Annotated in this window: 21 protein-coding genes; 17 read left to right on the forward strand and 4 right to left on the reverse strand. The window is 56.5% G+C overall.

Annotation, left to right across the window (positions count from 1 at the left end):
- Positions 1–12: 12 nt before the first annotated feature.
- The 17 genes from G482_RS0104420 (at position 13) to rfaE1 (ending at position 16,006) form a co-directional block, all read left to right on the forward strand.
- Positions 13–1,341 carry a chitinase N-terminal domain-containing protein gene (locus tag G482_RS0104420; RefSeq protein ID WP_028449022.1) on the forward strand — a complete coding sequence of 443 codons (1,329 nt, stop codon included), beginning with the start codon at positions 13–15 and terminating at the stop codon, positions 1,339–1,341.
- A gap of 27 nt (positions 1,342–1,368) precedes the next feature.
- Positions 1,369–1,818 (forward strand): gamma-glutamylcyclotransferase family protein, encoded by a 450-nt coding sequence (locus G482_RS0104425; RefSeq protein ID WP_051258713.1) that lies wholly within the window; start codon positions 1,369–1,371, stop codon positions 1,816–1,818.
- Positions 1,819–1,899: 81 nt separating this feature from the next.
- Positions 1,900–2,655 (forward strand): 23S rRNA (guanosine(2251)-2'-O)-methyltransferase RlmB, encoded by a 756-nt coding sequence (gene rlmB / locus G482_RS0104430; RefSeq protein WP_028449024.1) that lies wholly within the window; start codon positions 1,900–1,902, stop codon positions 2,653–2,655.
- Positions 2,656–2,849: 194 nt separating this feature from the next.
- Positions 2,850–4,184: a DUF3422 family protein gene (locus tag G482_RS0104435; protein WP_028449025.1), complete on the forward strand. Its 1,335-nt coding sequence runs from the start codon at positions 2,850–2,852 to the stop codon at positions 4,182–4,184.
- 114 nt (positions 4,185–4,298) lie between these two features.
- Positions 4,299–4,865: a CDP-diacylglycerol--glycerol-3-phosphate 3-phosphatidyltransferase gene (pgsA, locus tag G482_RS0104440; RefSeq protein WP_028449026.1), complete on the forward strand. Its 567-nt coding sequence runs from the start codon at positions 4,299–4,301 to the stop codon at positions 4,863–4,865.
- Positions 4,866–4,927: 62 nt separating this feature from the next.
- Entirely contained in the window at positions 4,928–6,094 is a 1,167-nt protein-coding gene (locus G482_RS17260) for an MFS transporter (RefSeq protein ID WP_034618768.1), read from the forward strand.
- Between the two features lie 140 nt (positions 6,095–6,234).
- A complete protein-coding gene (gene aroF / locus G482_RS0104450) occupies positions 6,235–7,239 on the forward strand; it encodes a 3-deoxy-7-phosphoheptulonate synthase (protein ID WP_245575241.1) in 1,005 nt (334 codons plus the stop codon).
- Positions 7,240–7,249: 10 nt separating this feature from the next.
- The gene (locus tag G482_RS19410; protein WP_051258714.1) at positions 7,250–7,918 is read left to right on the forward strand and encodes an META and DUF4377 domain-containing protein; all 669 of its coding nucleotides are present in this window, start codon (positions 7,250–7,252) and stop codon (positions 7,916–7,918) included.
- On the forward strand, positions 7,915–8,784 hold the full coding sequence (locus G482_RS0104460; RefSeq protein WP_034618774.1) for a prephenate dehydrogenase: 870 nt from the start codon (positions 7,915–7,917) through the stop codon (positions 8,782–8,784). Before G482_RS19410 ends, G482_RS0104460 begins: the two co-directional genes overlap by 4 nt.
- Before the next feature lie 27 nt (positions 8,785–8,811).
- On the forward strand, positions 8,812–9,801 hold the full coding sequence (gene mgrA, locus G482_RS0104465; protein ID WP_028449030.1) for an L-glyceraldehyde 3-phosphate reductase: 990 nt from the start codon (positions 8,812–8,814) through the stop codon (positions 9,799–9,801).
- Positions 9,802–9,907: 106 nt separating this feature from the next.
- Positions 9,908–10,564, forward strand: a complete 657-nt coding sequence (gene cmk / locus G482_RS0104470) for a (d)CMP kinase (protein WP_028449031.1) — start codon at positions 9,908–9,910, stop codon at positions 10,562–10,564.
- 179 nt (positions 10,565–10,743) lie between these two features.
- Complete coding sequence (gene rpsA, locus G482_RS0104475; RefSeq protein ID WP_231550504.1) at positions 10,744–12,432, forward strand: 30S ribosomal protein S1; 1,689 nt, start codon at positions 10,744–10,746, stop codon at positions 12,430–12,432.
- Between the two features lie 25 nt (positions 12,433–12,457).
- Complete coding sequence (locus tag G482_RS0104480) at positions 12,458–12,742, forward strand: integration host factor subunit beta (RefSeq protein WP_028449033.1); 285 nt, start codon at positions 12,458–12,460, stop codon at positions 12,740–12,742.
- 114 nt (positions 12,743–12,856) lie between these two features.
- Complete coding sequence (locus G482_RS0104485) at positions 12,857–13,159, forward strand: LapA family protein (protein ID WP_028449034.1); 303 nt, start codon at positions 12,857–12,859, stop codon at positions 13,157–13,159.
- Positions 13,160–13,162: 3 nt separating this feature from the next.
- A complete protein-coding gene (gene lapB, locus G482_RS0104490) occupies positions 13,163–14,338 on the forward strand; it encodes a lipopolysaccharide assembly protein LapB (protein WP_211227557.1) in 1,176 nt (391 codons plus the stop codon).
- Positions 14,339–14,379: 41 nt separating this feature from the next.
- Positions 14,380–15,078, forward strand: a complete 699-nt coding sequence (pyrF, locus tag G482_RS0104495; RefSeq protein WP_028449036.1) for an orotidine-5'-phosphate decarboxylase — start codon at positions 14,380–14,382, stop codon at positions 15,076–15,078.
- Between the two features lie 4 nt (positions 15,079–15,082).
- The gene (gene rfaE1, locus G482_RS17270; protein ID WP_051258715.1) at positions 15,083–16,006 is read left to right on the forward strand and encodes a D-glycero-beta-D-manno-heptose-7-phosphate kinase; all 924 of its coding nucleotides are present in this window, start codon (positions 15,083–15,085) and stop codon (positions 16,004–16,006) included.
- A gap of 63 nt (positions 16,007–16,069) precedes the next feature.
- Here the strand turns inward: rfaE1 and G482_RS0104505 are convergent, their stop codons facing one another.
- The 4 genes from G482_RS0104505 to ileS form a co-directional block, all read right to left on the reverse strand.
- On the reverse strand, positions 16,070–17,845 hold the full coding sequence (locus tag G482_RS0104505) for a GGDEF domain-containing protein (RefSeq protein ID WP_028449037.1): 1,776 nt from the start codon (positions 17,843–17,845) through the stop codon (positions 16,070–16,072).
- Between the two features lie 105 nt (positions 17,846–17,950).
- Positions 17,951–18,871, reverse strand: coding sequence for a 4-hydroxy-3-methylbut-2-enyl diphosphate reductase (gene ispH, locus G482_RS0104510; RefSeq protein WP_028449038.1), 921 nt, complete (start codon positions 18,869–18,871; stop codon positions 17,951–17,953).
- Positions 18,868–19,359, reverse strand: a complete 492-nt coding sequence (gene lspA / locus G482_RS0104515; RefSeq protein ID WP_028449039.1) for a signal peptidase II — start codon at positions 19,357–19,359, stop codon at positions 18,868–18,870. The genes ispH and lspA overlap by 4 nt, the downstream gene beginning before the upstream one ends.
- The gene (gene ileS / locus G482_RS0104520; RefSeq protein ID WP_028449040.1) at positions 19,352–22,237 is read right to left on the reverse strand and encodes an isoleucine--tRNA ligase; all 2,886 of its coding nucleotides are present in this window, start codon (positions 22,235–22,237) and stop codon (positions 19,352–19,354) included. Before ileS ends, lspA begins: the two co-directional genes overlap by 8 nt.
- Positions 22,238–22,261: the final 24 nt, after the last annotated feature.

Genomic DNA, 22,261 nt, shown 5'->3' on the forward strand with positions numbered 1-22,261 from the left:
AGGAAATTGCGCATGGCTCCGCGTTTTGCCCTTCTTGTTCGTGCTACTGGCTGGCTGTTGGCTGGCGCTTTCTCGGCCGCGGCCCACGCCGGATTTTTATTGCCCAGTAGCGAAGCGGCCAAACGCGATCAGCTAGCCTGCCAGCCCACCGCCGTGCTGGGGGTGCTTGAATGCGAGCAGCTGAGCGCGCCGCCGCCCCCCGTGCGCAATGACCCGAGCATTTATGCGCCCGAGTTTGTGGCCAATAGCGGCCCCAGCATTCCCGAGCAACAAGTCGAAGCGCCGATGCTGCCGGTGCTGGATGCATTACCGGCACGGCTCAAAAACGGGCCGCTCACCATCGCCTGGGATATCTGGTTTGGTACGGCCGGGCAGTGGTGGGAAGTATGGGATAACGACGTGCTGCGCTATCGTGGTCGCGATTTTAGCCGCCGCACGCGCGATAACGCCCCGCCCGTGCAAGGTGAGCGCGTGCAAGTCACTGAGCTGGCCGAGGCGCGGCTGGAGTCGGTGCAAAGCGGCGTTTTTCAACTGGCTAAACTCACTCCGGGCGAGCATCAATTTCGCATCAAACTTTGCAACGGCACGCTCGAGGCGCCGCTGTGTACCGAAGTTCGCGCCGCGACTTGGGTGGAGGCCGGTGAAGAGCCCGGCGCCGTGGCTGAAGCCGGCCCACCCGATGCGCCGGCCTTGGCGTGGATTCCGCAAATCACCACCGATGGCGTGGTGACGGTGGCATGGAATTTATGGTGGGGAAATCCCGGTACCCATTGGGAAGTGCTGAACGGCAGCAAGGTGGTGTACCGCTCGGATAAATTCACCGAAAACAATGATCGCAGCCAAGCCGGCCAAGTGAATTTACCGCTGGCCAATGGCGTGCACGAATTATCGGTGCGCCTGTGCCGGCGCACATTGTGCGCAGGTTCGGAGAAAATCCGCGTCGAGGCCATGCTCGGGCCCGAGCTTTTGCCGGCCAAGCCGGTGCTGGCGCTGTTTACCCCGGATGATCCTGACTTGGGCGATGGCTTATTGCCGACGCAAGTGTTATTAAGCTGGAAAACCGAGCAGCCCGGCGTGGCGCCGGATCGCTGGCTGCTGATTGATCAGACCACCCGCGAAGTGCTGTACAGCCAGGCGCTAAAAACGGATTGCGGCAATGGCGTATGGTGTGGCAGCTGGCAAGGCGTGCCCGCCAGCCGGCCGGCCAGCTGGCGCGTTAAGCTCTGTCAAGCCAAGCGCTGCGTGGATTCGGACGTGCTGCAAGTGCCCGCGGTGGGCGAAGAAAGTGGCCCGGCGGTGGTGGAGCCGCTAGGCAAACCCACGGCCGCACAGGCACAATAGCGCTCCATCATTTCAGGCTATGTCAGCATGATTGAGTCGCGTGCCTCTGCCGCCCCAGCCCCATCCTCAGCCTCGCCCACGGACTCGGCCACACCTAGCGCCGAGCAGTTTTTGTTTGTCTATGGCACGCTCAAAGCGGGTTTTGCCAATCACCATTATCTGGCGCAAGCTACGTATATTGCGCCAGCCTGCACCGAGCATGAGTTTGCGCTGTATACCCTTGACTATCCATTTCTAGCCAAAAGCCCGGCGCTATATCGTGTGCAGGGTGAATTGTATGCCCTGGATGCGGCCACGCTGGCACAGGTCGATCAGCTAGAAGAACACCCCAACGATTATTGTCGCGAGCTGAGCCCGATCATCACGGCTGCGGGCGAGCGGATCTGGGCGTGGGTGTATTTTCATCCGGCGCCGCAAGGGCGCTTGTTGCCGCGCGGCGATTATCAGGCTGATCTGGATACGCTCTCAGGTCGCTAGCGCGCGGCCTTAGTCGCAATCTTGCAGCGCGGCGGGGCAAAAAGCCGTAAAATCCCGCCTTTGAATGGGGAATTGCGCCAAATGCAAAAAAAATTGATCCACGGTTTTCATGCCGTTACCGCGCGTTTGCGCCGTTTTCCGGATAGTGTGCTCGAGCTGTATGTCAGCAACGAGCGCAGCGATCCACGGATGAAAGACCTGCTGCGTCTGGCCAAAGAAGCCGATCAGAAAATCACCCCGATGACCGCCGAGCGCATGGATGGCCTGGCCGGCAATGTGCGCCATCAGGGTGTGGCCGCGCTGATTGATAGCGATAAGAGCTATCTGTCGATTGAAGATGTGCTCGATGATCTGGATGAGCCGGCCTTTTTGCTGATTCTGGATGGCATTACCGATCCGCATAATCTGGGTGCCTGCCTGCGGGTGGCCGATGCCATGGGTGTGCATGCAGTGATTGCCCCCAAAGACAAATGCGTGGGCATTACCGCCACCGTTTCGAAAGTGGCGTGTGGCGCGGCCGAAGTGGTGCCCTATGTGATGGTGACTAATCTGGCGCGCACTATTCGTGATTTGAAAGAGCGCGGCATCTGGATCGTGGGCACAGCTGCCGATGGTCAGACTGATCTGTATAACTACGACCAGACCGGCGCGATTGCCTGGGTCTTGGGCAATGAAGGCGAGGGCATGCGCCGCCTGACACGCGAGCTGTGCGATTCACTGGTGTCGATTCCGATGTTTGGCACGGTCGAAAGCTTGAATGTGTCGGTGGCCACGGGCATGGTGCTATCCGAAAGCCGTCGTCAGCGTTTGGCTGCGAGCAAAGCCGCTAGCGCCTAAAGCTTGCGCAGTGCTGGTGCGCTCGCCGCGCGGGCTGATCCGCACTGGTGCAGAGCATGAATTATATAAGGGGTATTGCTGCTGGGGTCTTATTTTATAAGGCGCTGCTGGCAATACCCCTTGCTTCGTTATGTGGCATGGCTTTTGCATTGCTCTATGGGTAAAGATCGCCGCCCAACGGTGAGGAGACCCACATGTCCCACGACGCCAACACCGAGACCGCCGCAACCGAATTTAGCTTGCGCCTGCATGAGCATCCGCTGCGCCGGCAAGTGGCCAGCGAAACGCATACTTTGGCTTATCCCGCGCTGCAGATTCCCGGCCAAGTGAGCCACCTGGCGTATGCTAATCAGCATCTGAGTCTTGCCAATGAGTTGTGGCTATTACAGCGGCTTTGTCGCCATTTTGGCGTGGCGGGGCCGGCGGGCGAAGTCGCTGCGTTCAGTACGCAGTTGGGCGAGTTGCAACTGTTTTGGCAGCGCCACGCCGAACATTCCATGCTGAGCATCAGCGCGCCGCTCGATTCGGTGAGCCCGCCTTTTGCCCAGCCAGCCTTGGCGGGCTTGCCGCCCGAATGGCTGGATTTATTGCCGGGACAAGTCTTGGTTGCGATCCATGCGCAGGTGTTACCGGCGGCTGCGCTGCCGCAGGCGGTGCCAGAGCTTGCGGCGCATTTCTTTACCGGCCATGAGCTGGTGGGCGGCGAAGTGGGCGATGGCGCCGGTTGGCTGTTTGGTGATTACCAGCCCGATCACAATGGCTTTTTGCACTTTGTGCTCGCCGATCGGCGTATGGGGCGGCGGCAGGCCGGGCGGATGTTGCAGCGGCTGTTTGATATCGAAAGCGCGCGGGCACTGGCCCAACTGGCGCCACCGATCGCCCAGCAAATCGGCCCTGAGCTCGCCGCGGCCGATCTGGAGCTGGCCGAGCTCATCAGCAGCTTGCAAGATTTGAGCGCGCACAATGAATGGCCGCTGCTGCAACGGCTGACGCGCCTGTCGGCGCAGGTGGAAAGCGCGCTATCGCGCACCGACCACCGCTTTGCCGCTTCGGCTGATTACTACACGCAGGTGCGTGAACGGCTGCTAGAGCTACGCGAAACCCGGGTGCAAGGGGTGCAACCCTTGAGTCAATTCCTGACTCGCCGACTGGCGCCCAAGTTGCAGCATTGTGCGGTGGTGGCGCAGCGCCAGCGCACCTTGGCTCAGCGCGTGAGTCGCGCCACGGCCTTGCTGCGCACGCGGGTTGAGGTCGGGCTAGAGCAGCAAAATCAGCATTTATTGAGCGGCATGGCCGAACGCGCGCGGCTGCAGTTACGTTTGCAGGAAACCGTGGAAGGCTTGTCGATTGCGGCGATCAGCTACTACTTATGTGGGCTGCTGGGCTATGGGCTGAAGGGGCTCAAGGCCATGGGCATGCCAGTGGCGGTGGAGCTGGTGCAAGGCCTGAGTTTGCCGCTGTTGGTGGCAGTGCTGTTCGCTGTGCTGCGGCGGGTGCGGCGTAAGCTGGGCGAGCAGCCGGCCGCTTAGGGCAAGCGGTGGGCGCGGAAAACAGTTACAATCTCGGCCATTCTCATGCGGGTGGGCTTTGCTCGCCTGCATGGCCGTGATAGCTGGCCACCGGCCTACCGACGACCTTAGACTATGCCTTTGAATTTGCCGATTTTGCTAACCTGGTTGCGCGTGGCGCTGATTCCGGTGTTTGTGGGTGTGTTTTATCTGCCACATACCGATTATCCGGTGGCCTGGCAAAATATGGTCGGCACTGGCCTGTTTGCGCTGGCCGCCATCACCGACTGGTTTGATGGCTTTCTGGCCCGGCGCTGGAATCAAACCAGCCAGTTTGGCGCCTTTCTCGATCCAGTCGCCGATAAATTAATGGTGGCGGCGGCGCTGATTTTGCTGGTGGAGATCGATCGCGCGCCATCGTGGCTGGCGGTGATTATCATCGGTCGCGAAATCACCATTTCGGCCCTGCGCGAATGGATGGCCCAGCTGGGTAAATCCAAGAGCGTGGCGGTAAATATGATCGGCAAGCTCAAAACCACCGCGCAGATGATTGCGATCTTGTTCCTGTTGTGGTGGGCGCCGCTGGTGCCGGGCGTATCAACGCCACTGATTGGCAGCATTGCGCTCTATCTGGCCGGCATTCTGACCATCGTGTCGATGTTTTATTATCTGCGTGTTGCGGCCGAGCAGTTTAAATCGTGATGCAAGGGTATTACTACCCACGCCAATCTTAATCAGCTTGCTAGGTCAATACCTAGCTAGGTATGCAGAAAAAAACCGCCTTGCTGGCGATCGCCGGCTTTTATTTTTGCTATTTCGCCTTTAACGGTCTGTTTTCCCCTTACTGGGGCCTGTATCTGGCTGGGCTGGCTTTTCCGGCCTGGCAGATCGGCATTCTGACTAGCCTCACGCAAATCAACCGCATTTACGCGCCAGCCATTTGGGGCTATCTGGCCGACCGCAGTGGCCGCCGGCAAACCATTTTGCGCCTGGCTGGTGTCGCGGCCCTGTTGTTTTTTATTCCACTGACCTTGAGCACCAGTTTCTGGCCGCTGTTTTTGGCGGTTTTGCTCGCCAGCTTTTTCTGGAGCGCGGCTTTGCCGCTGGTGGAAGCCACGGCCATGAATCTGCTGCAGGGCGATTCGGGTGCGTATGCGCGCTTGCGCATCTGGGGCTCGGTGGGTTTTGTGGTGGCCACGCTGGTGGCGGGCTATTTGATCGAGGCGCTGGGTGTGGGCGTATTGCCTTGGGCAGTCATCTCGGTGATGACGGCCTTGGCGCTGTATTGCTGGTGGGTGCCAGAAACTGGCGTGGCGGCAGCGCGCAGCACGGAGCAAGCGGGCTTTGCCCAGATATTGCGGCAACGCGAAGTTTTGGCGCTGCTCGGAGCCACCTTTTTAATGTCGCTGGCGCATGGTCCGTATTACAGCTTTTACTCGATTTATGCGGCCGAGCAGGGCTATAGCAAGAGCTTGATTGGCTGGTTTTGGACCATCGGGGTGGTGGCTGAAATCGCGGTGTTCTGGCTGATGCCGCAGCTGACGCAGCGGTTTCGTTATCGCAGCCTCTTATTGTTTGGACTGGCCGTCGGGGTGCTGCGCTTTGCGCTGATTGGCTGGTTGCCTGCTACCTTGGCAGTGGTAATCGTGGCCCAGCTGGGGCATGCCTTTACCTTTGGCAGTAATCATGCGGTGAATATGTGGTATATCCATCGTTACTTTGCCGGTCGCCATCAGGCCAAGGGACAGGCATTGTATATTGCGATGTCATTTGGCTTGGGTGGCAGTTTGGGCGGTATCCTGGCGGGGCTCGTTTGGCCGCTGTGGGGCGGGGCGTGGGTGTTTACCGCTTCGGCGCTGGTGTGTGCGGCCGGCTGGGCGCTGGCCCGCTGGGGTGTGCCACCGGATGAGGCTGTGCGGGTGGCTCCCTAGGCATGGCGATGCGAACGCTGGCAGTGATTAATACCGACCGTATTGGCGGGTAAGGCTTGCCGGTGTTAGTCTGGCTGGTTATCCCTCGGTGATTACACTGGGTTTAACATGAAAAAAAGGGCGATACGATGATCATTGTGATGAAATTATCGGCCACCGATACTCAGGTGCAGGCGGTGGTGAATGAAATCCGCGCCCGTGGCCTGACCGAGCACGTATCGCGGGGCTCGGAGCTGGTGATTATTGGTGCGATGGGCGATGAAGACCTGCTGGATGCGTCGCGCTTTGAAATCCTGCCTGGGGTGGAGCGTGTGACCCGCATCATGAAGCAATACAAAATTGTCTCACGCGATACGCACCCGGCCGGCTCGGTGATTTCGGTGCGCGGTATCCCCTTGGGCGGCAAGCAGATTCAGGTCATCGCCGGCCCATGCTCGGTTGAAACCCAGCCGCAAATGGCCGATGCGGCCGCCATGGTGGCCGCCGCTGGTTGCCGCATGATGCGGGGTGGGGCCTTCAAGCCGCGCACTAGTCCGTATGCGTTTCAGGGTTTGGGGGTGCAGGGACTGGATTATCTGCAAACCGCGGCGCGCGCGCACAATCTGCCCGTGGTTACCGAGCTGATGGATGTGCGTATGCTCGACACCTTTATGGAATACGACGTGGATGTCATCCAGATCGGCGCGCGCAATATGCAAAATTTTGATCTGCTCAAAGAAGTGGGCCGGGTCAATAAGCCGATTATCCTCAAGCGAGGTTTGTCTGCCACCATCAATGAATGGTTGATGGCCGCTGAATACATTGCCGCCGGTGGCAATCACAATATTATTTTCTGCGAGCGCGGTATTCGCACCTTTGAAACCGCTTATCGCAATGTGCTGGATGTAACGGCGATACCGGTCCTCAAGCGGGAAACGCATTTGCCGGTGATCGTTGATCCAAGCCATGCCGGTGGTAAAGCGTGGATGGTGCCGGCGCTGGCGCAGGCCGCCGTTGCGGCTGGCGCGGATGGCTTGCTGGTGGAAATGCACCCCAATCCACCCGAAGCCTGGTGCGATGCTGATCAGGCCCTCTCGGCCGAACAATTAACCAGTCTGATGGCCACTTTGCGCGCAATTGCCAGCGCAGTGGGCCGCGAACTGTAGGAGAACCTTGATGCGTACGATTTCTTGTATTTTGGCGGTGGCACTGGCAACCCCGTTACTGAGCTATGCGGCAGAATCTAAGCCATTGTTGCTCAATGGTGAGTATGAGCTGGTGTCTCTCAAACAAGCGGGCAAGGCCATCAAGCTGAATGCCAAGCAACGCCCTAGTTTGCAGGTGGGTGAAGATGGTCGCGTCAGTGGTTTTGCCGCTTGTAACCGCTTTCATGGTGAGCTGCAAGCCAATCCGCTCAAAATCGGCCCGCTGGCCACTACGCGGATGATGTGCGCCCCGGCGCAGATGCAGGTTGAAACGGCCTATTTGCAGGTGTTGCAAGGCGCTGAGCAGTTGCAATTGCATAAAAAAGGCCAGGTTTTGCGAGTAAAAGACGGTCAGGGGGGCGAGCTGCGCCTGCAGCGCACACCTGCCGTACGTACCGCGGAGCTGTGGGTTGGCCCCGAGACTAAGCCGTGCTCGGCCGGGGTGATGAAAATGGATTGTCTGCAGGTGAAAACCAGCGCCACTGGTGAGTGGGAAAACTTTTATAACTCGATTGCCGGCTTTCAGCCTGAGGCGGGCAAAAGCTACCGCCTGAAAGTCAAAATCGAAAAAGTGGCCAATCCGCCGGCCGATGCCAGCAATCTGCGCTACAGCCTGATCAAGGTGCTGGAGCAGCAATGAAACTGCGCAAACTGGTCTTGCTGGGTACGGGCCTGATTGGCGGCTCGTTTGCGCTGGCCTTAAAGCGCGCACGGCTGGTGGAAGAGGTGGTGGGCGTTGGCCGCAATGCGGCCAACCTGCAGCGGGCCATTGAGCTGCGGGTGATTGATCAGGCCAGCCATGTCGCCGCTGAGGCGGTGCAAGGGGCCGATCTGGTCTTTCTGGGTACGCCGGTGGGGCAGATGGGGGCGTTGTTGCAACAAATCGCCCCGCATTTGGCCCCCGATTGCATTGTGACCGATGGTGGCTCCACCAAGCAGGACGTTTGCGCGCTGTATCGCCAGTATTTGCCTCAGCAACTCAGCCGTTGCGTGCCAGGACACCCGATTGCGGGGTCCGATCTGTCCGGCGCCAGCGCCGCGACCTATGGCTTGTATGAAGGCCGGCGGGTGGTGATCACACCGCTTGCCGAGACCGATGCAGCGGCTTTAGCGCTGGTGCGCCAGCTGTGGCAAGCCTGCGGGGCGCAAGTGTATGAGATGGATGCCGCCAGCCATGACGGCGTGTTTGCCGCGGTGAGCCATGTGCCGCATCTTTTGTCTTTTGCCTTTATGAATACGGTGCTTGATAAAGACAATGCGGCGCAGTGCCTCGATTTTGCCGGCACCGGCTTTCGTGATTTCACCCGCATTGCCGGCTCGCACCCGGATATGTGGCGCGATATTACCCTTGCGAATCAGCAGGCCATTTTGCAGGATTTACGCGCCAATGCCGCGCAGTTGCAGCAGTTGATTGGCTTGATCGAAGCGCAGCAAGCTGATGCGCTCACCGAATACATCAATCGGGCCAGTCAGGCGCGCAGCGCTTGGGGCAAAACCTTTCGCTAAGCGGCCACTGGCCGGTAGGAGATTTTTATGCGCTATGTCGCCGACCCACAGCGTTATACCCAGATGCCTTACCGTCGCTGCGGGCGCAGCGGGCTGAAACTGCCGGCCGTGTCGCTAGGGATGTGGCATAACTTTGGCGAAAATCGCCCTTATGCCAATAGCCGCGCCATGGTGCTCAAGGCCTTTGACCTGGGGATTACGCATTTTGATCTGGCGAATAACTACGGCCCCAAACCCGGTGCGGCAGAAGAAACCATGGGTCGGCTCTTGGCGACCGATCTGCACGGCTATCGCGATGAGCTGATTATCAGTAGCAAAGCCGGCTGGGAAATGTGGCCCGGCCCTTATGGCGATCTGGGGAGTCGCAAATACCTGATTGCCAGTTGCGAGCAAAGTCTGCGCCGGATGGGGCTCGATTACGTCGATATTTTCTACTCGCATCGCCCCGATCCGGATACTCCGATTGAAGAAACCATGGGTGCGCTCGATAGTTTGGTGCGCCAAGGCAAGGCGCTGTACGTGGGCATTTCGTCCTATTCGGCGGAGCAAACTGCGGTGGCCGTGAAGGTACTCAAAGAATTGGGTACGCCTTGCCTGATTCACCAGCCTTCGTATTCGATGTTTGATCGCTGGATTGAGGGTGGCCTGACCAAGGTGCTGGCTGATGAAGGCGTGGGCTCGATTGCTTTTTGCCCGCTGGCGCAAGGTTTGCTCACCGATCGTTATTTGGCGGGTATTCCAGCAGATTCGCGGGCGGCAGATGCCCAGAATCATTTCTTAAGCGCTGATAAGGTGGAGCTGCGCTTGCAGCAAATTCAGGCCTTGCATCTGCTGGCGCAGCAGCGTGGCCAGTCGCTGGCGCAAATGGCGCTGGCTTGGGCCCTGCAAACGGTCACTTCGGTGATCATTGGCGCGAGCCGGCCAGAACAGATTATTGAAAATGTTGGCGCCATCCACCATCTAGACTTTAGCGCGGACGAATTGCAAGCCATTGAAGCGATTCTAGCCAGCGCTTAATTCGCTTTAGATCAAAAGCATCCTGCAGCCCTTGCTGCAGGATGTTTGTTTTTTGGGCGGGCAGCTGCTCGTTCTGACTGAGTTGTTTTGGAGAAGGAGTTGCAGTATGCCGCACATTCCCGTGATCGCCATTGATGGGCCTTCCGCCTCCGGCAAAGGCACCGTGGCCCAGCGCGTGGCCGAAACTTTGGGTTTTCATTATCTGGATTCCGGTGCCATCTATCGACTCACCGCGCTCGCTGCATTGCAGCAGGGGGTATTGTGGTCTGATGAAGATGCAGTAACGTCTGTGGCGCAATACCTGGATGTAGTATTTGATGGCGACCAGATTTTGCTGGCAGGCCAAAACGTCACCACCGCGATACGCAGCGAAGAAATTGGCTCAGGTGCTTCGCAAATTGCCGCCTTGCCCAAAGTGCGTATTGCTTTGCTTGCGCGCCAGCAAGCCTTTGCCAAAGCGCCGGGGCTGGTGGCCGATGGCCGAGACATGGGCTCCGTGGTGTTTCCCGATGCCAAGCTCAAAGTCTTTCTGACCGCATCAGCCGCTGCGCGGGCCGAGCGGCGCTTTAAGCAGCTTCAGGCACGCGGTGAGGCGGCTGATTTGGTGGTGATTACCGCTGATCTGGAAGCGCGCGATGCACGGGATCGTGCGCGCAGCGTAGCGCCGCTGGCGCAAACCGAAGGCGCCTTGCTGCTGGATACGACCGAGTTGAGTGCGGATGCCGCAGTTGAGCAGGTGCTGGCTTGGTGGCAAGACCGCTAAGGGCTTGATCGCAAGAGAGAAAATCTGTAGAATGCGCGGATTCTGTGTAAATCCATTTTTACATGGACGCGCGTCCTGCCAGCGGACTGATTCTGCTGGCCTTTTTTATTAACTTAACCCGCCGTTCTTGCATTGTGTGACGCGCGCGCAAGCGACCGGCAAATGGAATTTTCCACATAATGACTACCGCTACTATGGACAGCTTTGCAGCCCTGTTTGAGGAAAGCCTCACCCGCCAAGAAATGCGCGCTGGTGAAGTGATTACCGCTGAGGTTGTAGCGATCGACAGCAACTTTGTCACTGTAAATGCTGGCCTGAAATCAGAATCTCTGATTCCGCTGGACGAATTCAAAAACGACAGCGGCGAAGTTGACGTTAAAGTTGGTGACTTCGTACCTGTTGCCATCGACAGCCTGGAAAACGGCTACGGTGAAACTAAGCTGTCTCGCGAAAAAGCGAAACGTCTGGCTTCTTGGATCGAGCTGGAAGACTGCCTGGAGCGCGGCGAGATCATGACCGGTGTTATTTCCGGCAAGGTCAAAGGTGGTTTGACTGTGATGGTAAATGGCCTGCGTGCCTTCCTGCCAGGTTCTCTGGTAGACATCCGTCCAGTGAAAGACACTACGCCTTACGAAGGTAAGCAAGTTGAATTCAAAGTGATCAAACTGGATCGCAAACGTAACAACGTGGTGGTATCACGTCGTGCGGTACTGGAAGACTCTCTGGGTGAAGAGCGTCAGAAACTGCTCGAGACCCTGAAAGAAGGCTCGATCGTTAAAGGTATCGTTAAAAACATCACTGACTACGGTGCGTTCGTTGATCTGGGCGGTATTGATGGTCTGTTGCACATCACTGACCTGGCATGGCGCCGTGTTAAACACCCATCTGAAGTTCTGTCAGTGGGTGATGAGCTGGAAGCTAAGGTTCTGAAGTTCGATCAAGACAAGAACCGTGTATCTCTGGGTCTGAAACAACTGGGCGAAGATCCATGGGTGGGTCTGTCACGTCGTTACCCATCAGGCACTCGTCTGTTCGGTAAAGTAACTAACCTGACCGACTACGGCGCGTTCGTTGAAATCGAACAAGGCATCGAAGGTCTGGTACACGTTTCTGAAATGGATTGGACTAACAAAAACGTTCACCCATCGAAAGTAGTAGCGCTGGGCGACGAAGTTGAAGTGATGATCCTGGATATCGACGAAGACAAACGTCGTATCAGCCTCGGCATGAAACAGTGCATGGCTAATCCATGGGACGATTTCGCTGCTAACTACAAGAAAGGCGACAAAATCAAAGGCGCGATCAAATCGATCACTGACTTTGGTGTGTTCGTTGGTCTGGCTGGCGGTATCGACGGCCTGGTTCACTTGTCTGACCTGTCTTGGAACGTGGCTGGTGAAGAAGCCGTTCGTAACTTCAAGAAAGGCGATGAAGTTGAAGCCATCGTTCTGTCTATCGATGTAGAGAAAGAGCGTATCAGCCTCGGCATCAAACAGATGGAAGGTGATCCATTCAACAACTTCATCTCTCAATTCGACAAAGGTGCCGTAGTTAAAGGCGCGGTTAAATCACTGGACGCGAAAGGCGCCGTAGTGACTCTGTCGGATGATGTTGAAGGTTACCTGCGTGCGACTGAAGTTTCACGTGATCGCGTAGAAGACATCCGCACCGTTCTGAAAGAAGGTGATGAAGTTGAAGCGATGATCATCAACGTGGATCGCAAAACTCGTTCGATCAACCTGTCAATCAAAGCTAAAGACAGTGCTGAACAAAGCGAAGCAATGAGCAAACTGTCAACAGACGCTAACGCTGGTACGACGAGCTTGGGCGCGCTGCTGAAAGCTAAGCTGTCAGGTTCTGCTGAATAATCCTGCATAGGAATCGCAGTAGGATATGACCAAATCTGAACTCATCGCACGACTGGCCGAGCGCTATCCACAGCTGGTTGCCAAAGATGCAGAGTTGGCCGTGAAGACAATGCTCGATGCCATGGCCCGTAGCCTTTCGCAAGGCCAACGCATCGAGATTCGCGGTTTTGGTAGCTTCGACTTGAACTATCGCCCGCCACGGGTGGGGCGCAACCCAAAGTCAGGCACGAAAGTGGCTGTACCAGAAAAGTTTGTGCCGCACTTTAAAGCAGGCAAAGAGCTGAGAGAGCGGGTCGATTTCGAGCTGTAATCTGAGTGGCTTTACCCAAAGCGGCCTCTGCGGAGGCCGCTTTTTTATTGTGCTTGCTTAACCCAATGCTAATTTAGGCTACAATGGAACGCAGATAACAAGGGGAGTATTACGATGCAATATCTGGGCTGGATCGTTAAATTTCTGATCTTTGTGTTGTTGTTTGGTTTTGCCATGCATAACGCTGTCCCTGTCGATCTGCATTTCTTCCTTGGCTATGTCTGGAATGCGCCTTTGGCCATGATTTTATTAGTGTTTTTCGTGCTGGGCGTGGTGTTTGGCTTGCTGGCGAGTTTTAGCCAGGTATTTCGTCTGCGTCGCGAGCTGGTGAAATTGCGCAAAGAAAACAAACAACTCGCGCCGATTGCTGCGCCACTCACTGACTCCCCCCTGATTCAACCAAAAGACGCGATCTAATCAATGATTGAAATCCAATTCTGGTGGCTGGTGATTTTGCCAGCCTTTTTTGGCTTGGGCTGGCTTGCCGCCCGGGTCGATATCAAACACGTTATTGCTCAAAGTAAATCGCTGCCGGCGGCTTATTTCAAAGGCCTTAATCACCTCTTATCGGGTGAAACCAATAAGGCCGTGGAGATTTATGTCGATATTGCCAAGCAGCACGAAGAAACCATTGAATTGCAATTCACGCTCGGGCATTTATTCCGGCGGCGTGGCGAATTGGAGCGTGCTATTCGCATGCACCAAAAATTGCTCGCCCGGCGTGATCTAAGTGACGTGCAGCAAGAAAAAGCCAAGCTTGAATTGGCGATCGACTTTATTAAGGCAGGGCTCTTTGATCGTGCCGAAAACTTGCTGCATGAATTATCCGGCACCGGAGCGGCACGCGCCGCTTTAGTTGAGCTCTTAGCAATTTATCAGCAAGAGCATGAGTGGCTCAAAGCCATTGAGATCGCCCAGCAGTTGCGCGATGAAAGCCACAGCTATCAGCATGAAATTGCTCAATTTTATTGCGAATTGGCGGCGTCGGCCTTGGTGCGTAAAGAGCTAGATACGGCGAATGGTTTTCTGGGGCAGGCTTTACAGATTCATCGCCAATGTGTGCGGGCGCGCCTGATGCGCGGTGAGATCTTGCTGGCCCAAGGCAGTGCGCAAGCAGCGCTGGATGAATGGCTGGCGATTGAAAACCAAGATCCACAATATTTAACTCTGGCTGCCAAGCAGGTCTTGCATGCTTACACCCAAATAGGGCTGGCGGCCGAAGGCGTGGCACTACTGCGGCGGTATCTGGCGCGGTATCCGGAGCTGGATATTGTTGATCTTTTATACGAGCAAATTATTGCTGCAGATGGCGTGGAGGCGGCGCACGACTTTGTGCGTGAACGCTTACGTGAGACGCCAACGATGTCCGGGCTGCGCAAATTGCTGGAGGCACATCTGCTGGTGGCACCCGATGAGCAAAAGCCAGAAATCGAACTCATCGGCAAACTGCTGCACGACAACACCCGCGAACACACGATGTATTATTGCCATGAATGCGGCTTTAAAACCCGCCAATTTTTCTGGCATTGTCCCGGTTGTAATGGCTGGGAAACCTATGCGCCGATCCGCGGCAAACGCCGTACGGCTAATCATTGATTGGCCGCTTTGCTAATTCTAATTTCTGTTTGGTTTTAAATATGACGCTTGATCCTCGTATTGTGGTGGCACTGGATTATCCGAATGCCGCTGGTGCTTTGGCCTTTGCTGAGCGTGTAAACCCGCAACTGTGCCGTTTGAAAGTGGGTAAAGAGTTGTTTACTGCCGCTGGCCCACAGTTGGTGGAGCAATTGTCGGGCAAAGGCTTTGAAGTTTTTCTTGATCTCAAATTCCATGATATTCCGAATACTGTAGCGCAAGCCTGCAAAATGGCCGCCGATTTGGGTGTCTGGATGGTGAATGTGCACGCCAGTGGTGGCCGCAAAATGATGGAAACCACCCGCGAAACGCTGGATAAACTCAGCCAACGACCACTGCTGATAGCGGTTACCGTCCTAACTAGTATGGGTGCCGAAGACCTGCAAGAGCTTGGCTTGCACTGCAGCCCCGCCGAGCAGGTGGAGCGCCTGGCAAAATTGACCAAAAGCTGCGGTCTTGATGGCGTGGTGTGCTCTGCGCAGGAAGCCAGCTTATTAAAGGCTGCTTGCGGCCAAGATTTTAAATTGGTTACCCCAGGTATTCGCCCAGCCGATGCGGCCCTGGATGATCAAAACCGCGTGATGACGCCTGCTGCCGCGATTGCGGCTGGAGCGGATTATCTGGTGATTGGGCGTCCGATCACGCAAAGTGCCGACCCACTGGCGACCCTACAAGCCATTCAGGCATCTTTGCTGGGGTAAGCCAATGCAGTTAAAAGAGCAGGTAAAGCAGGCGCGAGTATTGGTGGTCGGTGATGTGATGCTGGATCGCTACTGGTTTGGCGACGTTGAGCGGATTTCACCTGAAGCCCCGGTGCCGGTTGCGCGGATTACCAAGAGCGACGAGCGTGCCGGTGGCGCCGCGAATGTGGCCCGCAATATCGTGGCGCTGGGTGGTCAGGCACGGCTCTTGTCAGTCATCGGTGATGACGAGGCGGGCACGAGCCTGGAAAAACTCTTACAGCAGGCTGGGGTAGAAACGGGCCTGCACCGTGATGCCGAGATCTCCACCACCGTCAAATTGCGGGTATTGTCTCGTCAGCAGCAATTACTACGCATCGATTTTGAAGACAAGCCCAGCCACGAAGTGCTGGCCGCGAAGCTCGATGATTTCAAAGCCTCGTTGCTTGATATTGATGTGGTGATTTTGTCCGATTATGGCAAAGGCAGCCTATCGCACGTGCAAGCCATGATTCAGGCCGCCAATGAAGCGGGTAAACCGGTGCTGGTCGATCCGAAAGGGGATGAATACAGCATTTATGCAGGCGCGACGTTGCTCACGCCCAATCGCAGCGAATTCAAGCAAGTGGCGGGTAGCTGGCAAGATGAGGCAGAACTTACCCGTAAAGCTCAAGCTCTGCGCGAGCAATTGCAGTTGCAGGCATTGCTGGTGACGCGCAGCGAAGAAGGGATGAGCCTCTTCAAAGCGGATCAAGTGGTACACAAACCCACCCAAGCCCGCGAGGTGTTTGATGTCTCAGGGGCGGGCGATACGGTCATTGCCACGCTGGGCTTAATGCTGGCGGCGGGGCTGGATTTACCCGAAGCGATGGATTGGTCGAATAAAGCGGCTGGCATCGTGGTGGCCAAGCTGGGTACTGCCGTAGCGAGCGCAGAAGAGCTATTTTAGCGAGCTATACTGGGCTGGGGTATTAAAAAGGACGCCGTGGCGTCCTTTTTGTTTGCGGCTCGCTCAGCCTTGTTCCACCCGGTTTTTGCCGTTTTTCTTCGCCCGATACATGGCTTCATCCGCACGCTTGAGGACCGCATCGCGCGCTTCGGTAGGCTCGGCCAAGGTGATGCCTGCGCTGAAGGTGATGAGCACCTTTTCGTTGTCATGCATGAAAAAGCGCTTGGTGAGCTCACGCTGCACCCGCTGCATAATCATCGTGCCAGCGGCCAGATTGGTGTCCGGCATCAGCACCACAAATTCTTCGCCACCATAGCGGGCGACGGTATCGGTGGGTCGCAGCAGATCTTTCACGACCGCCACCAAATGCTTGAGCGCCGCATCGCCTGCCGCATGGCCCATGCCATCATTGAGTTTTTTGAAGTTATCAATATCCAGCAGCGCCACAGCAAACTGGGTATGGCTGCGCAAGGCGCGTGAAGTTTCGATCTGATAAGCGTCTTCCAGACCGCGGCGATTGAGGGCGCCGGTAAGTTGGTCTTCGCGGACTTTATCACTCAGCGCGGTGAGCTCTTTTTCTAACTCGACCACGCGGGAATGGGCAAGGTCGGCTTGTTTGCGCGCTTCACGCAGCTCATCGCGCGAGCGCATTACATCCAGCTGCATGCTGCGGGTGTCTTGCAGCAGATCTTCCATCACATGGCGGATCGAGGTGAGATCGTTGGCGACGGTGATTTTCTCGGCATAGCCACTGATTTTCTCGTGATAGGTGTCGGTACTTTCAGACATAAAGCTTAAGCGATCGATAAAGGTCGCCAGCATATCTTTCAAGACCGATTGCGCTTCAACCAGGCTGTGTTTTACCTGACTTTGCTTATACAGCACTTCTTTTAGGCCGGCCTCGGCGTCGTACAGCACGCGCATATCCAGCGGTTGGGCCATGATGCTTTGCACCACGGCGATCTGACCGCGCACCCATTCATCGTCGACCACGATTTCGGCCATATTGTCGGTGAGCAGGCGCAATAAGCGCATCAGCCCATCGCAGAGTCGGTCTTCCTGATCGTTTTGCAGCTCCAGTTTGAGCCAGAATTTGCGCAAGCGCGGTAGCCATTTATCCATCTCGGCGGCATTGCTCACCGCGCGGGCTTCACCCGCCATTGCTTGCGTCTCTTGCTGCAGATCCGGGTTGTGGCTGAGGCGTGCCTGTAGGCCGAGCTCCAATGCGGTAACTGTGGCATCGCGCCAGTCCTGCCAGTTAATGCCGCCATAGGCAGCCCCCTCGGCTGGTGTAGTGGCTGGATTGGCGGGCGCATTGCCCTCGCTAGCCTCGGCGCTGCTCAGCCCGCTATCAATACCAGTTTCGCCCCAGGCCGTAATCAGGCCGCTGAGCTTTTGATTAAGTTCGTTGCTGTCACTGCCAAAATTGATCAGCACCTTATCCAGTGCTTCACGCTTGCGGCTAGGGGGGTAGGCGGGGTTACGCAAATCCCACTGCAGGATCAAATCTTTGATCAGGTCGGCCCAATTGCGGGCTAGATCGGCACTGCCGTGCTGCAGGTTATAGCAGCGGATAATCTGATCGAGTAATGGCTGCCACTCTTCGCGTTTTATAAGGCGTTTGAGTTGCTCAAGCTGGCGCTTGGCATCGGGATGCTCACTACCATCCAGTGCCTGAATCAGCTCGCGCAGGCCAGGATGAATCCGCTCTTCCTCGCTACTTTGCGCGATTTCGTGATAAATCGACTGATAATGATCCGGGCTGGGGACGATGCGGCGGAGCGCCAATTGCTTGAGTGTTTCGCGGGCAATATCGGTCGGGTTGGTCAGTTTTTCCATACGGGCGAACCAGAGGGCAGGTAGACGAAAGTATAGAGCAGCAAAGCGCTGCGCCCAATAAAAAACGCCACGTCGGTGACGTGGCGTTGGGCGGATAATTTATGCTTAAACCAAGCCTTTGGGGAGGGCAAAAATCACGTTTTCTTCTACGCCGGGCATGGTTTCGACCGTGGTGGCACCGAAGGCCTGAATTTGCTCAATCACGCGGCGGACTAATACATCCGGCGCTGAGGCCCCAGCCGTGATGCCGACACGACCTTGACTGGCAAACCATTCGGCTTTGAGCTCGGTTTCGTTGTCGACCATATAGGCGGCGATACCAAGCCCCGCGCCAACTTCGCGCAGGCGGTTGGAATTGGAGCTATTGGGTGAGCCCACCACGATCAGAATATCGATATCTTTGGCCAGCTGTTTCACCGCATCTTGCCGGTTTTGGGTGGCGTAACAGATATCGTCTTTCTTCGGGCCGACAATCGCCGGAAAGCGCGCCCGCAAGGCATTGATCACCACCTGCGCGTCGTCCACCGAGAGCGTGGTCTGGGTGACGTAGGCCAGTTGCTCGGCATTGCGCACTTGCAGATTCAGCACATCTTGCTCGTCTTCCACCAGGTACATGCCACCTTCGCTTTGGCCCATCGTACCTTCAACTTCTGGGTGGCCTTTGTGCCCGATCATCACGATTTCAAAACCTTGCTCGCGCAGGCGTTTGACTTCGGAGTGCACCTTGGTCACGAGCGGGCAGGTCGCATCAAAAATCGTCAGCCCCCGCTCGGCGGCTTCCGCGCGTACGGCTTGTGATACGCCATGCGCGGAGAAAATCAGCGTGTTACCGGCCGGCACATCGGCCAAATCCTCGATAAAAATCGCGCCTTTGGCTTTCAGATCTTCGATCACAAATTTATTGTGGACCACTTCATGGCGCACGTAGATCGGGGCGCCGTATTTTTCGAGCGCTTTTTCGACGATGGCAATCGCACGATCCACGCCGGCACAGAAGCCGCGTGGCTGGGCGAGGATAATGTTCATGCGGTTTTTTCCTTTTTAAAGCTGTCGATCACCAATAACGCGGCGCCAACGCAAATGGCCGAATCGGCAATATTAAACGCGGGGTAAAACCAGCGTTGCTGATAGTGCAGCTGGATAAAGTCGATCACATGACCAAAGATCATTCGGTCGATCGCATTGCCGAGCGCACCACCGAGAATCAGCGCCAGCGCGGTGGCATAGCGCGGCTCGTGCTGGTGTTTTTTCAGCAAAAACACAATCACTACCGACACCACTAGCGCGAGGCCCGTAAAAAAGTGCCGCTGCCAGCCACCGGCATCAGCCAAAAACGAAAAGGCCGCGCCCGGATTGTAGGCAAGGGTCAGATTAAAGAAACCCGGAATGATTTCATGCACCTGATACAGCTCGAATACCGCCTCAATCCAGTGTTTGCTCACCTGATCGAGTAACAGCACCAGCGCGGCGAGCCCGAGAAAGGCGCCAAACCGCGGCGTGAACAGCTTAGGCATGCTCGCGCACCTCGCCTTGGCCGTGTAGATTGTCATCACAGCGCGCGCACAGCGTGGCGTGGCTCGCTAACGTAGATACGGTAGGGTGGTAATGCCAGCAACGCTCGCATTTCTCATGGCTTGAAGGCAATACCTCGATGGCAAACTCGCCAGCGGCGACGCTAGCCTGTGAAGTGATCAGTACAAATTTCAGCTCGCCACCCAGTGCTTGCAAGGCGGCCAGCGTGTCGCCTTCGGCCTTGATGCTGACTTCGGCTTGCAGGCTTGAGCCCAGTTGGCCGCTAGCGCGTAAGACTTCGATGTCTTTTTGCACTTGAGCGCGTACATCACGCACCAGCGCAAATTGCGCCGCGAGTTGGTCGGCATCGGCCACGCCCGGCACGGCATACCAGCAATCTAGGAAAACGCTTTCGCTCTCGGCGCCGTGCAGCACTTCCCACACTTCATGCGCCGTGAACGATGTAATTGGCGCGAGCAGCCGTACCAGCGTTTCGGTGATATGCCACAGCACCGTCTGTGCCGAGCGGCGGCCGAGGCTATCGGCACTCATGGTGTACAGACGATCTTTGATAATGTCCAGATAGAACGAGCCCAGCTCTTCCGAGGCGTAGCTGGTCATTTCCTGCACGGCTAGGTGGAATTCGTATTTGTCATACAAGCCCAGTACGGTCTGCTGGAATTTGCCCAGCTGCGCCAGAGCGTAACGATCCAGTGTGGTCAGCTGCGCCACCGGCAGCAATTGGGCGGCCGAGAAATCAGACAGATTAGCCAGCAAGAAGCGCAGTGTATTGCGCAGACGGCGATAGCTATCGGTGGTGCGCTTGAGGATCTCATCCGAAATCGACAGCTCGCCCGAGTAATCGGTGCTGGCCACCCACAGGCGCAGCATATCGGCGCCCATTTGGTTGATGACGGTTTGCGGCGCAATCACATTGCCCTTGGATTTAGACATTTTCATGCCCTTGCCATCAACCACAAAGCCATGCGTGAGCAGCTGATCATACGGTGCGCGGCCTTCGGTGGCGCAACCGGTTTTCATCGAAGACTGGAACCAGCCACGGTGCTGATCCGAGCCTTCCAGGTACAGATTGGCTGGCCAAGGCAGCCCACGAGCTTTAAGTACCGCAAAATGCGTGGCACCAGAGTCAAACCACACATCCAGCGTGTCTTTGAGTTTGACGTAATCATTGGCTTCATCGCCCAAGAGCTCGCTGGCATCCAAGCTAAACCAGGCTTCAATGCCTTGGGCTTCGATGCGCTGGGCAACTTGTTCGAGCAATTCGCCTGAACGTGGGTGCAACTCGCCCGTTTCTTTGTGTACGAAGAAGGTCATCGGCACACCCCAGTTGCGCTGGCGGGAAATACACCAATCCGGGCTGTTGCCGATCATGGCGGTAAGACGCGCGCGGCCCCAAGCCGGGAAAAACTCGGTGGCATCCACAGCCTGATTGGCTTTGCTGCGCAGCGAGACACCTTCGTGGCCTGGCTGATCCATAGAAATGAACCACTGGCTGGTGGCACGGAAGATAATCGGCGTTTTGTGGCGCCAGCAATGTGGGTAGCTGTGCAGCAGTTTTTCATTGGCAAACAGTGCATTGTTGTTGGCCAGGACTTCCAGCACCAAGGGGTTGGCTTTCCACACGGTGAGGCCAGCCAGCTCCACTTCACCATTCATGGCAGGGGTGCTGCTGATATAGCGGCCATCATTGCCGACCGGATTTTCAGTTGGCAGTTGGTATTTCAGGCCCACTTGATAGTCTTCTACCCCGTGCGCTGGCGCGGTGTGAACCAAGCCCGTACCGGCATCGGTGGTGACGTGTTCACCCAAGATGATCGGCACTTGGCGAGCAAAGAATGGATGTTGCAGTTGCAAGCCTTCCAGCGCCGCACCTTTGGCCTGGGCAATCACTTCGTTGGCATCAATGCCATAGCGTTTCAGCGCGGCTTCTGCCAGCTCGCGTGCCAGAATCAGCAGACCTTTTTCTGTGGCGATCAGATCGTAAGTCAGCTCAGCCGACAAGCACACTGCCTGATTGGCGGGCAGAGTCCATGGTGTGGTTGTCCAGATGATGGCGTAAGCCGCTTGCTCGCCCACTTGCACGCCACCAAAGGCTTGCGACAAGGCCGCGGTATCCACTACACGGAAACCCACGTCAATGGCGGGTGAAGTTTTGTCTTCGTATTCTACCTCGGCTTCGGCCAGCGCCGAGCCACAGTCTACACACCAGTGCACGGGTTTTTGTCCGCGGCGCATATAGCCGTTGGCGTGGATTTTACCCAGCGTGCGTACGATTTCGGCCTCGGTGCCAAAATCCATGGTGCGGTATGGGTTTTCCCAGTCGCCCCATACGCCTAGACGGATAAAGTCGACTTTCTGGCGCTCGATCTGTTTGGCGGCATAAGCGCGGCACAGCTCGCGGGTGAATGAAGCCGGCAGCTGGGTTTCTTTTTCATCCAAACCATGGGCTTTGCGGTATTCCACGATGCGGGCGTGTATGTCGGGGTTGTTTTTCACCGCGTCTTTATCGAACTTAACGATTTTTTCGATCTGGTGTTCGATCGGCAAGCCGTGGCAATCCCAGCCCGGAATGTAGGGCGCATCAAAGCCCGACAGCGATTTGGCCTTGATGATCACGTCTTTCAGGATTTTATTGACGGCGTGGCCGATGTGGATGTCACCGTTGGCATACGGAGGGCCATCGTGCAGCATGAATGAGGGGCGATTTTCCGCTTTGGCTTTGGCGCGCAGCTTTTGATACAGCTGCTGGTCTTGCCATTGTTTCAAAAAGCCCGGCTCTCGTTTGGCCAGATCGCCCCGCATTGGGAAGGGGGTGTCCAGCAAATTAACCGGGTACTTATTGGCGGGCTTGTCACTCATGGCTGTCTCTTTCTTTCAATCATT

Origin of the sequence: Chitinibacter tainanensis DSM 15459 (genome assembly GCF_000429785.1) — a bacterium.
Classification (GTDB): Bacteria; Pseudomonadota; Gammaproteobacteria; order Burkholderiales; family Chitinibacteraceae; genus Chitinibacter; species Chitinibacter tainanensis.